Source organism: Terrabacter sp. P5_B1 (assembly GCF_056400505.1).
On record NZ_JBFULD010000229.1, the window covers coordinates 1 to 10404 of the forward strand.

Below are 10404 nucleotides of genomic sequence, written 5' to 3' on the forward strand. Positions count from 1 at the left end.
GGGGCGAGCCCGGCAGCTGTATGCCGGCGCGCTCGTCGCCGAGGCCGCCCTGGACCTGCTCCAGGTCGAGCAGCTCGACATCTGCCCGTGGGCGCTGCGCGAGGGTCTCATCCTCCGGCGCCTCGACCACCTGACCTCGTGACGTCCGGGTCCTGAAGCCGCGCGCACGGACGTGCGCGGACCTTCGCGGACCGGCGTGGACCGGTCCGAGCCTGCCCGGCGACGTGGCGCACAATGGCCGCATGACGATCCGGGTCGGCCTGTCGACCGCCTCGCTCTACCCCGACAACGCGGCGACCGCCTTCGCGACGGCAGCGCGGCTCGGCTACGACGCGATCGAGGTCATGGTCTGGACGGACCCCGTCACGCGGGAGGCGGGAGCGCTGCGGGCGCTGTCCGAGCTGCACGCGCTGCCGATCGTCTCGGTGCACGCCCCGACCCTGCTGCTCACCCAGCGCGTCTGGGGCACCGACCCGTGGGGCAAGGTCGACCGCTCCATCGACCTCGCCCTCGAGGTCGGAGCCGGCACCGTCGTGCTGCACCCGCCCTTCCGCTGGCAGCGGGAGTATGCCGCCGGGTTCGTCGACGGGGTCGCGCGGCGAGAGCGCGAGTCCGGGATCCGGCTCGCCGTGGAGAACATGTACCCCTGGCGCACGGCGCGACGGGACGTCATGGCATACCTCCCGCACTGGGACCCGGTGGACCAGCCCTACGACAACGTGACGCTGGACCTGTCGCACACGGCGACCGCCGGATCCGACGCGCTGGCGATGGCGCACGGCCTCGGCCCACGACTCGCACACCTGCACCTGGCGGACGGTCTCGGCTCGTTCCTCGACGAGCACCTCGTCCCGGGCCGCGGCGCCCAGCCCTGCGCCGCCGTGCTCGAGCACCTGGCCGACAGCCGGTGGGACGGTGAGGTCGTCGTCGAGGTCTCGACCCGCAAGGTCGGGGGCGCGCAGCGAGAGGTCGACCTCGCCGAGGCGCTCGCCTTCGCCCGGCTCGCGCTCGTGCCGACGCGCGGAGCCAGCCGCATCTGAGCCCTGCCCCTCCGGGGCGCAGGAGGTGGGCTCAGGCGGTGGCGGGACGCCAGCCGCGGGGTCGCACCGAGATCATGTCGACGCTCGCGTCCGGGCCGGCGTCGACGGCGAGGCGGGCTGCCCGGACGACCGAGGCGACGTCGAGGTAGGCGCCGGAGTCGTAGTCCGAGCCCTCGAACTCGACGAGCTCGCGCTGCATGTCCGTGTCGACCCGGCCGGGGTGCAGCGACGTGACACGCACACCGTGCTCGCGCTCCTCGAGGCGCAGCGAGTCGCTGAAGGCGCGAAGGGCGAACTTCGAGGCGCAGTAGGCGCCGGAGGCCGGGCTCGCCGTCAGGCCGGACCCCGAGTTGACCGTGATGACGAGGCCGTGCGCCGAGCGCAGGGCGGGCAGGAGGGCCCCGGTGACGGCTGCGACGGCGACGACGTTGACCGTCATCGAGTCGACCCAGTCCCGCACCGGCGACTCCGCGACGGTGCCGTTGCGCAGGACGCCCGCGGAGTGCACGAGGACGTCGACCCGGTCCAGGTGCGGGACGAGGCCCTCGAGGGCGGCCGCGAGCGACCCGCCGGGCGAGCAGTCGGCGAGGTCGGCCACGAGCCCCTCGGCCGACGGCAGCGACGCCACGACGTCGGCCACCGACTCGGCGCTGCGGCCACCGATGACGAGGTGGTGCGTCGGTGCGAGGTCCCGCGCGATCGCGAGCCCGATGCCTCGGGTGCCCCCGGTGACGACCGCCACCGGGCGTCCGTCGCGGTTCGAGGGGGTGTGGGGCGGGGGCGTCTGGCTCATGGCGCCACCCTACGAGCCGCCCGCCCACGGGACGGGGCCGGACGGCACACGCTCGCGGTGGGGCCGGGAAGGCTCAGGGGACATMAGGCCAGGCCGAGGGCCTGCGCCTCCTCCCACAGGTCGTCCCGGACGCGGGGGTGGGCGCACTCCTCGATGATGTCGCGGCACTGGTCCTGCTCGCTGCGACCCCAGAGGGGGGCGACGCCGTGCTCGGTGACGATGGCRCTCTGCTGGAAGCTCGTCACCGGCTCGGACAGCAGCGGAACGATCGTCGACACGTCGGCCTTGGGGTGCCACGATCGCAGCGCGATGAACGACTGGCCACCCGGGGAGTGCAGGGCCCCGACGATGAAGTCGGTCTGTCCGCCGAACCCCGAGTGGATGCGGGCGCTGATGCGCGAGGCGTTGGCCTGGCCGAAGAGGTCGACCTCGAGCGCCGTGTTGACGGACGTCATCTGCCGCTGCGAGGCGATGAGGCCGGGGTCGTTCGTCTTCTCGGTGCGCATCATCCGCACGCGCGGGTTGCCGTCGAGCCAGCTGTAGAGGTCGGTCGAGCCGAAGCTGAACGAGGTGACGAGCGGGTGGTCGGGGTCGAGCGCGCCCGCCTCGTCGAGGGCGAGCACGCCGTCGGAGAACATCTCGGTCCACATGCGCAGGCCGCGGCGCGAGGTCAGTCCGGCGAGCGTGGCGTCGGGCACGGCGCCGATGCCGAGCTGCATCGTCGCGCCGTCCTTGACCATGGCCGCCACTCGCTCACCGATGACCCGGCTCTCGGGGTCCGGCGACACCGCCGTCAGCGACGCCATGGGGGAGTCGATCTCGACCATGAGGTCGATGTGCTCGGTCGGCACCTCCGCGTCGCCGAAGGTGTAGGGCATCTGCGGGTTGACGACGGCCACGACGAGCCCGCCTCGGGCGCGGCACGCCTCCAGCGCTGCCGGCAGCACGTTGACCTCCAGGCCCATGCTGACCTGGCCGTGCCGCGGTGGCGCGCAGTGGAGCAGCACGGCGTCCGGCTGGAGCGCCCGCCCGAAGAGCAGCGGGACGAGCGAGAGACGGGACGGCACGTAGCGCAGGCGCGGGTGCCGACGCATACCCGGACCGACGAAGCACGTCTCGGCGGTCACGCCCTCGCGCGTGGGCAGCCCCGCGGGCGCGTTGAGCGCGTGCAGCACGTAGGTCGGCTGTGCGGCGTCGAGAGCCCGCACCGCCTCCCACGGGACCGCCATGTTGCCGCTGACGACGACACGAGGGTTCTCGGGCAGGGTCCGCAGCCGCTGGGTGAGCTCGTCGATCGTCGCCGTCCGCACCACGTCATCCTCGCGCAGCGGGTGGCCGGGAGAGGGCGTATGCCGTCCGGCGTGACCAACGTCGCCAGCGCGGGCTGCGGTCCGGCGGCTCGGGTCAGCTCGCCTTCTTCGTGGCCGCCTTCTTCGTCGTGCTCTTCGCGGTCTTCTTGGCCGTCGTCTTCTTCGCGGCGGCCTTCGTCGTCGTCTTCTTGGCGGCGGCCTTGGCCGCGGTCTTCGTCGCGGTCTCCGTCGCCGCGCCGGTCTCCGACGCGCCGGACCCGCTGGACGAGCCGGCGGTCTTGACCGCCTTGGCCTTGTCGACGCTGCGCTGCAGGGCCGCGAGCAGGTCGACGACCTCGGTCTCCTCGCCCTTGGCCTCGGGAGTCTCKGTGATGTCGCCGCCCTCGATCTTCGTCGCGACGAGCTGCGTCACGGCCTCGGCGTAGTCGTCCTCGAACTCCTCCGGCTCGTAGTCGCCCGACAGGGAGTCGACGAGCGAGGAYGCCATGGCGAGCTCCTTGGCCGTCGCGTGGGTCTCCTCCGAGAGCGACTCGAACTCGGGGGCGCGCACCTCGTCCGCCCACAGCAGGGTCTGGAGCACGATGACGCCGTCGCGCACCCGGAGCACCGCGAGCGTCATCCGGGTCCGCACGGACACGGTGACGAGCGCCATCCGGTCGGCCTTCTCGAGCGCGTCGCGGAGCAGGACGTAGGGCTTGAGCCCGGTCTTGTCGGGCTCGAGGTAGTAGCTCTTGTCGAAGAGCAGCGGGTCGATCTGCTCGGACGGCACGAACTTCTCGATGGAGATCTCCTTGGTCGACCGGGTCGGAAGACTCTTGAGATCCTCGTCAGTCAGCACGACCATCTGCCCGTCGGCTGCCTCATATCCCTTGGCGATGTCGGAGTAGGGCACCTCCTCGCCGTCGATCGAGCAGACGCGTTGGTACTTGATGCGGCCGCCGTCCTTCTCGTGAACCTGCCGGAACTGCACGTCGTGGTTCTCCGTCGCCGAGAAGAGTCGAACCGGCACATTGACGAGGCCGAACGACACGGCGCCTTTCCAGATGGCTCGCATGGGAACAAGAATGCACCCATGCGCCCCATGCTCGCGACGTCTTCGACGACCATTCCGGTCGGCGACCGCTGGCAGCACGAGGTGAAATGGGACGGTATGCGGGTGCTGGCCGATGTGAACGACGGCGAGATCCGTCTCTTCTCGCGGACGGAACGCGACGTCACCGTCGCCTTTCCCGAGCTGCGCGGCCTCGCCGACGAGTACGCCGACATGCTCCTCGACGGTGAGATCGTCTCGATGCGGGACGGGATCCCGTCGTTCGCCGCGATGGCCGAACGCTTCCACGTCACCGACACACGGCGTGCGGCGATGCTCGCCGAGGCCGCACCGGTCACCCTCATGACGTTCGATCTGCTGCGGCTCTACGGCGTGGAGCTGCTGTCGCGCCCCTGGACCGACCGCCGCGCGACGCTCGAACGCCTCGAGCTCGCCGGCCCCCGGTGGCAGACGCCGCCGACCTTCGCCGACGGTGTGACGCTCCACGCCGCGACGAAGGAGCAAGGTCTCGAGGGGATCGTGTCCAAGCGCGTCGACTCGGTCTACGTCCCCGGACTCCGGTCGCCCCTGTGGCTCAAGGCCCCCCACCGGGGCACGGTCTCGGTCGTCATCGGCGGGTGGCGCCCCGAGTCCACCGGCACGGTGTCGCGTCGCCTCGGAGCGGTGCTCGTCGGCGTGCCCAGCCCCGGCGGTCTGCGCTACCTGGGACGCGTCGGCTCCGGCCTCGCCGGCAAGACAGGGCAGGCCCTGATGCGGGACCTCGAGTCGCTGACGTCCACCGAATCACCCTTCGCCACGGACGTCCCCGTCGAGGACTCCGCCGGCGCCACCTGGGTCCACCCGGTCCTCGTCGCCGACGTCCAGTCGCTGGGACTGAGCGGGCAGGGCAAGCTGCGCCAGCCGGCATACAAGGGCCTGCGCAGCGACCTCACTCCCGGCGACGTCGACGACCACGGGGACGGTGAGTGATGCCCTACGAGGCCACCAAGGTCACGGTCGAGGTCGACGGCCGGCGGATGAAGCTGTCGAGCCTCGAGAAGGTGATGTATCCCCGCACCGGCACGACCAAGGCCCAGGTGCTCGACTACTACGCGCGCATCGCGCCGGTCATCCTGCCGCACCTGCGCGACCGCGCGGTCACCCGGATCCGCTTCCCGCACGGGGTCGGTGACATGCAGTTCTTCGAGAAGAACATCCCCGCGGGCACGCCGGCGTGGATCCGTCGCGTCGGGCGCGACCCCGTCTTCCCGCTCATCGACGACCTGGCGGCACTGACGTACTTCGCCAACCTCAACTCCCTCGAGCTGCACGTGCACCAGTGGCGCTACGAGGGGGAGGGGCGCGACGCCGTTGCGCGGCGTCCCGACCGGCTCGTCATCGACCTCGACCCGGGGCCCGGCACCGGGCTGCACGAGTGCGCCCGCGTCGCGCTCATCGTCCGCGAGCGGCTGAGTGGCATCGGGCTCGACACCCTTCCCGTGACCAGTGGCAGCAAGGGGCTCCAACTGTATGCCGTGTTGCCCGGAGCGCACACGAGCGACCAGATCCGCGACACCGTCCAGCAGCTCGCGCAGGAGCTGACCAAGGCCCACCCCGACCTCGTCGTGTGGAAGATGGCCAAGGAGCTGCGGCCCGGCAAGATCTTCCTCGACTGGAGCCAGAACGTCGCCGCCAAGACGACGGTGTGCCCCTACTCGCTGCGCGGCCGGGAGCGCCCGACCGTGGCTGCGCCGCGCTCGTGGGACGAGATCGAGGCCGGCGCCGACGGGGGCGAGCTCGCACAGCTGACGTCCGACGAGGTCCTCGAGCGCGTCGCCCGCGACGGGGACCTGGCCGCCGAGATCACCGGTTGAGCGGTCACGGCGCTCGCCACGGCGCTCGACACGACGCTCGCCACGGAGGCGCGAGAGGGCCCGGCACGTGTGTGCCGGGCCCTCTCACGCGTCTGCTGACCGGTTCGGTCAGTGCGCCTTGTCGTAGGCCGCCTGGACGTCGGCCGAGATGCGGCCGCGGTCCGAGACGTCATGACCGTTCGCGCGGGCCCACTCGCGCACGGCGGCGAGGTCGGTGCGCTTCGCGGCCCCCGAACCGGCGCCCGCGCGGCGACGCGAAGCGGCCTTGGCCGTGCCCGCCCGGCGCGCGTGACCGGTCCACGTCGCGAAGTCGTCGCGCAGCCTGCGGGCATTCTCGTCGGACAGGTCGATTTCGTACGTGACGCCGTCGAGGGCAAAAGTCACCGTCTCGGCCGCATTTCCACCATCGATGTCATCGATCAACACCACTTCGACACGCTGAGCCATTTTTCTCCATCTGAAATCGGGTTTGGGGAGGGGCGTTCCGCGAATGCGTGACTCGCGGGCGAGATCAATTTACCGCCTCGAGCCCGACAATGCATTTACTCCGAAAGCAATGACAGCTGTTCGAAAGTGAAATGTGGCGCGTCACGGCGTCTGCGAAGATTTCCGGCGCACATCGCGGCATGGCGCGTCGTGCGCCGGAATTCGGTGGTCAGTGCTCTTTCGGCGCCGGCGGGGGAGTGGACGGCTCGGTGTGCGCGACGTGGGGTGACGAGACCTGCGGGGACGCGACCTGCGGGGACGAGGGGGTGGCTGCGTCTGCTCCACKCCGGTCGTGCGCCGGAATTCGGTGGTCAGTGCTCTTTCGGCGCCGGCGGGGGAGTGGACGGCTCGGTGTGCGCGACGTGGGGTGACGAGACCCGCCGGTCGTGCTCGGCTTCCCACCGGGCCTGGGAGAGACGCTCGCGACGGTCGCCCTCGAGGATGCTCTTGATGACGAAGTAGAAGAGCGTGCCCATGCCGACCGTCGGGACGATGGCGAGCACATAGGGCAGAACCGATTCCATGCAGCCATTTTCTCACGGCTGTGCGGCCGGCCCCGCGGAGCGATGTCGCACCCGCGCCGTACGGTCGTGCCATGGCTACGAGGACGACGACGCGACGCACCCCCGGCTTCCGCTGCGGGGAGTGCGGGTGGACCACCGCAAAGTGGGTCGGCCGCTGCGGAGAGTGCCAGGCCTGGGGCACCGTCGCGGAGACGGGCGCACCCGCGGCGGCGCGCACCGCCGCGGCACCCGTCACCACCCCGGCCCAGCGCATCGCCGACGTCGACCTGACGCGGGCTGCCGCGCGACCGACCGGGGTCGCCGAGTTCGACCGCGTGCTCGGAGGCGGCCTCGTGCCCGGTGGCGTGGTGCTCGTCGCGGGTGAGCCGGGGGTCGGCAAGTCGACCCTGCTGCTCGACGTCGCCGCCCGCGCGGCCCGGTCCGGCTCCGAGGTCCTCTACATCAGCGGGGAGGAGTCCGCGGCCCAGGTGCGCACCCGCGCCGAACGCATCTCGGCGATGGCCGACACGCTCTACCTCGCCGCCGAGACCGACCTCGCGACCGTGCTCGGTCACGTCGAGGCGCGCTCGCCGGGACTGCTCGTCGTCGACTCGGTGCAGACGATCGCGAGTGCCGACGTCGAGGGCCAGGCCGGCAACGTCTCCCAGGTGCGCGAGGTCACGGGCAGCCTCATCGCCGCTGCCAAGTCCCGTGGTGTCGCCGTGCTCCTCGTCGGGCACGTGACCAAGGACGGCTCGATCGCCGGTCCCCGCTTGCTCGAGCACCTCGTCGACGTCGTCATCCAGTTCGAGGGCGACCGCCACTCCGGGCTGCGCCTCGTGCGGGCCGTGAAGAACCGCTTCGGCCCCACCGACGAGGTCGGCTGCTTCGACCTGTCCGACACCGGCATCACCGGCCTCGCCGACCCGAGCGGGCTGTTCCTGTCCACCCGCGACCACGCGGTGCCCGGCACGTGCGTGACCGTCACGCTCGAGGGCCGCCGGCCGCTCGTGGCCGAGGTGCAGGCGCTGGTGGCGCCCTCGACCCTGCCGTCACCCCGACGCACCTCCAGCGGTCTCGACGCGTCGCGTCTCGCGATGATCATCGCGGTCCTCGACAAGCGGGCCGGTGCGCCGGTGGGTTCGCGCGACATCTTCGCGGCCACCGTCGGCGGCGTCCGCATCACCGAGCCTGCCGCCGACCTCGCCATCGTCTGCGCCGTCGCCTCGTCCGTGGTCGACAGGCCGCTGGCCACCGACGTCGTCGCCTTCGGCGAGGTCGGGCTCGCCGGAGAGGTGCGGCGGGTGACCGGGCTCGACCGTCGGCTCTCGGAGGCGGCCCGACTCGGGTTCCGTCATGCGCTCGTCCCCGCTGGCAGCCTGTCGGGCTCCGTCGTGCCCCCCGGCATCCGTGCCGTCGAGGTCGCCGACGTGCCGCGTGCCATCGAGGCCATGGGCCGCCTCGCCGGTGGGCGGTCGACGAGCGCAGCCGCCGTTGGCACCGTCTAGACTGCGAGCGACCGGGTGGACGTGCTCGGCGCCCCCATTGCGAACAGGGAAGTGATGGACCGGAACGACGAGCTGCTGCTGCGCGCGGCCCTCGCGGCGGTGGCACCCGGGACGGAGCTGCGTGACAGCCTCGAACGGATCCTTCGCGGTCGCACCGGGGCCCTCATCGTGCTCGGTTTCGACCGAGTCGTCGACTCGATCTGCACCGGCGGCTTCGTGCTCGACATGGAGTTCTCGGCCACGCGCGTGCGGGAGCTGTGCAAGATGGACGGCGCGGTGGTGCTCGACCGCGAGGGCACCCGCATCCTGCGTGCCGCCACTCAGCTCGTGCCCGACTCCAGCATCGAGACGACCGAGTCCGGCACCCGTCACCGCACGGCCGAACGCGTGGCCAAGCAGACCGGCTACCCCGTCATCTCCGTGAGCCAGTCGATGGGCGTCGTCGCGCTCTACGTCGGGGACCTGCGGCACGTCATCGAGGGGTCGCCGACGACCCTGTCGCGCGCCGACCAGGCGCTGCAGACCCTCGAGCGCTACAAGGCCCGGCTCGACGAGGTCACCGGCACCCTCTCCGCGCTCGAGATCGAGGACCTCGTCACGGTGCGCGACGTCACCGCCGTGCTGCAGCGCCTCGAGATGGTGCGGCGCATCTCCGCCGAGATCCAGGACTACGTCGTCGAGCTCGGCACCGACGGGCGACTGCTCAGCCTGCAGCTCGAGGAGCTCGTGGGCGGGCTCGGCAACGACCGCGAGCTCGTCATCCGGGACTACCTGCCGGCGACGAAGTCCGGGCTCGACGTCGACGAGGCGCTCGACAACCTCCAGGCGCTGAACGCGGTCGAGCTGCTCGACCTCGCTGCGGGTGCTCGTGCCGTCGGCTTCTCCGTCGTCGGTGACAGCCTCGACCTCCCGGTCTCACCACAGGGCTACCGCCTGCTGACCAAGGTGCCGCGCCTGCCGACCGCGATCGTCGACCGGCTCGTGACGCACTTCGAGTCGCTCCAGCGTCTGCTCGCGGCCGGCATCGAGGACCTCATGCTCGTCGACGGTGTCGGCGAGGGCCGGGCTCGAGCCGTTCGCGAGGGTCTCTCGCGCCTGGCCGAGTCGAGCATCCTCGAACGCTACGTCTGAACGCTCACGGGCCCCACGGCCCTGCGGGCGGGTGCCCCGAAGGCGCCGCCCGGTCGTGCCCTCACTAGCGTGTCCGTATGCCGTCCCGCGAGGTCCCGCTGTCGCTGCTCCACGAGCGAGTCAACGGGTGGTACGCCGAGTCCGGCCGCAAGCACCTGCCGTGGCGCGAGCCCGACGCGAGCGCGTGGGGGGTGTTCCTCTCCGAGGTGATGTCGCAGCAGACGCCCTTGGCCCGCGTCGAGCCGATCTGGCGCGAGTGGATGGACCGGTGGCCGACTCCCACCGACCTTGCCGCCGCGGCGCCGGGTGACGCCGTCCGGGCCTGGGGCCGTCTGGGCTACCCACGTCGCGCACTGCGCCTGCACGAGGCGGCCCGCGCGATGGTCGAGCGACACGGTGGCGAGGTCCCCGACACCCCCGAAGGCCTGCTGGCCCTGCCGGGCGTCGGCGCCTACACGGCGGCAGCCGTCTCGTGCTTCGCCTTCGGCATCCCGGAGGTCGTCGTCGACACGAACGTCCGGCGCGTCCTCGCGCGAACCCGCGAGGGCAAGGCCTTCCCCAACCTCACGCTCAACCGCGCCGAGGCGCAGCTGGCGGCAGATTCGATGCCGGCCGAGCCGGCGGCGGCGAACACGTGGAACGTCGCCGTCATGGAGCTCGGGGCGCTCGTCTGTGTGGCCCGGGGACCCCGCTGCGACGAGTGCCCGGTCGCTGACCTCTGTGCATGGA

General features: G+C 71.8%; 12 protein-coding genes. 7 read left to right on the top strand and 5 right to left on the bottom strand.

Features of this window, described 5'->3' with window-relative positions:
- Together AC1DP0_RS15435 and AC1DP0_RS15440 are read left to right on the top strand one after the other, a co-directional pair.
- Nucleotides 1-142: Ppx/GppA phosphatase family protein (locus AC1DP0_RS15435; RefSeq protein WP_478085729.1), on the top strand; the 142-nt coding region annotated here is incomplete at its 5' end.
- A 100-nt stretch (nucleotides 143-242) separates the two neighbouring features.
- The gene (locus AC1DP0_RS15440; RefSeq protein ID WP_478085696.1) at nucleotides 243-1040 is read left to right on the top strand and encodes a sugar phosphate isomerase/epimerase family protein; all 798 of its coding nucleotides are present in this window, start codon (nucleotides 243-245) and stop codon (nucleotides 1038-1040) included.
- A gap of 31 nt (nucleotides 1041-1071) precedes the next feature.
- Here AC1DP0_RS15440 and AC1DP0_RS15445 read toward each other — a convergent pair whose 3' ends face one another.
- The 3 genes from AC1DP0_RS15445 to ku all read right to left on the bottom strand — a co-directional run bounded on the left by AC1DP0_RS15445 (nucleotide 1072) and on the right by ku (nucleotide 4197).
- Complete coding sequence (locus AC1DP0_RS15445) at nucleotides 1072-1833, bottom strand: SDR family oxidoreductase (RefSeq protein ID WP_478085700.1); 762 nt, start codon at nucleotides 1831-1833, stop codon at nucleotides 1072-1074.
- The gene (locus tag AC1DP0_RS15450; RefSeq protein WP_478085705.1) at nucleotides 1830-3143 is read right to left on the bottom strand and encodes an acetyl-CoA hydrolase/transferase family protein; all 1314 of its coding nucleotides are present in this window, start codon (nucleotides 3141-3143) and stop codon (nucleotides 1830-1832) included. Before AC1DP0_RS15450 ends, AC1DP0_RS15445 begins: the two co-directional genes overlap by 4 nt.
- 94 nt (nucleotides 3144-3237) lie before the next feature.
- The gene (gene ku, locus AC1DP0_RS15455) at nucleotides 3238-4197 is read right to left on the bottom strand and encodes a non-homologous end joining protein Ku (protein ID WP_478085708.1); all 960 of its coding nucleotides are present in this window, start codon (nucleotides 4195-4197) and stop codon (nucleotides 3238-3240) included.
- Nucleotides 4198-4215: 18 nt separating this feature from the next.
- On the opposite strand from ku, the gene ligD (AC1DP0_RS15460) reads away from it, so the two are divergent.
- Both ligD (AC1DP0_RS15460) and ligD (AC1DP0_RS15465) read left to right on the top strand, forming a co-directional pair.
- Complete coding sequence (ligD, locus tag AC1DP0_RS15460; RefSeq protein WP_478085711.1) at nucleotides 4216-5163, top strand: non-homologous end-joining DNA ligase; 948 nt, start codon at nucleotides 4216-4218, stop codon at nucleotides 5161-5163.
- Nucleotides 5163-6047, top strand: a complete 885-nt coding sequence (ligD, locus tag AC1DP0_RS15465; RefSeq protein ID WP_478085713.1) for a non-homologous end-joining DNA ligase — start codon at nucleotides 5163-5165, stop codon at nucleotides 6045-6047. The genes ligD (AC1DP0_RS15460) and ligD (AC1DP0_RS15465) overlap by 1 nt, the downstream gene beginning before the upstream one ends.
- Nucleotides 6048-6155: 108 nt before the next feature.
- Here ligD (AC1DP0_RS15465) and AC1DP0_RS15470 read toward each other — a convergent pair whose 3' ends face one another.
- Nucleotides 6156-6494, bottom strand: coding sequence for a histone-like nucleoid-structuring protein Lsr2 (locus AC1DP0_RS15470; RefSeq protein WP_478085715.1), 339 nt, complete (start codon nucleotides 6492-6494; stop codon nucleotides 6156-6158).
- Nucleotides 6495-6844: 350 nt separating this feature from the next.
- Nucleotides 6845-7057: a hypothetical protein gene (locus AC1DP0_RS15475; protein ID WP_478085717.1), complete on the bottom strand. Its 213-nt coding sequence runs from the start codon at nucleotides 7055-7057 to the stop codon at nucleotides 6845-6847.
- 71 nt (nucleotides 7058-7128) lie between these two features.
- Between AC1DP0_RS15475 and radA the strand changes: the two genes are divergently transcribed.
- The 3 genes from radA to AC1DP0_RS15490 all read left to right on the top strand — a co-directional run.
- On the top strand, nucleotides 7129-8544 hold the full coding sequence (gene radA / locus AC1DP0_RS15480; protein WP_478085719.1) for a DNA repair protein RadA: 1416 nt from the start codon (nucleotides 7129-7131) through the stop codon (nucleotides 8542-8544).
- Nucleotides 8545-8598: 54 nt separating this feature from the next.
- Nucleotides 8599-9675 (top strand): DNA integrity scanning diadenylate cyclase DisA, encoded by a 1077-nt coding sequence (gene disA / locus AC1DP0_RS15485; RefSeq protein ID WP_442279243.1) that lies wholly within the window; start codon nucleotides 8599-8601, stop codon nucleotides 9673-9675.
- 77 nt (nucleotides 9676-9752) lie between these two features.
- Nucleotides 9753-10404, top strand: a 652-nt coding sequence (locus AC1DP0_RS15490; protein WP_478085724.1) for an HhH-GPD family protein, incomplete at its 3' end; no start/stop codon positions are given.

What these genes read in the sequence shown, in the direction of transcription:
- AC1DP0_RS15440 (WP_478085696.1), top strand. Translation starts at nt 243, where the DNA reads ATGACGATCCGGGTCGGCCTGTCGACCGCCTCGCTCTACCCCGACAAC.
- AC1DP0_RS15445 (WP_478085700.1), bottom strand. Translation starts at nt 1,833, where the DNA reads ATGAGCCAGACGCCCCCGCCCCACACCCCCTCGAACCGCGACGGACGC.
- ligD (WP_478085711.1), top strand. Translation starts at nt 4,216, where the DNA reads ATGCGCCCCATGCTCGCGACGTCTTCGACGACCATTCCGGTCGGCGAC.
- ligD (WP_478085713.1), top strand. Translation starts at nt 5,163, where the DNA reads ATGCCCTACGAGGCCACCAAGGTCACGGTCGAGGTCGACGGCCGGCGG.
- AC1DP0_RS15470 (WP_478085715.1), bottom strand. Translation starts at nt 6,494, where the DNA reads ATGGCTCAGCGTGTCGAAGTGGTGTTGATCGATGACATCGATGGTGGA.
- AC1DP0_RS15475 (WP_478085717.1), bottom strand. Translation starts at nt 7,057, where the DNA reads ATGGAATCGGTTCTGCCCTATGTGCTCGCCATCGTCCCGACGGTCGGC.
- radA (WP_478085719.1), top strand. Translation starts at nt 7,129, where the DNA reads ATGGCTACGAGGACGACGACGCGACGCACCCCCGGCTTCCGCTGCGGG.
- disA (WP_442279243.1), top strand. Translation starts at nt 8,599, where the DNA reads ATGGACCGGAACGACGAGCTGCTGCTGCGCGCGGCCCTCGCGGCGGTG.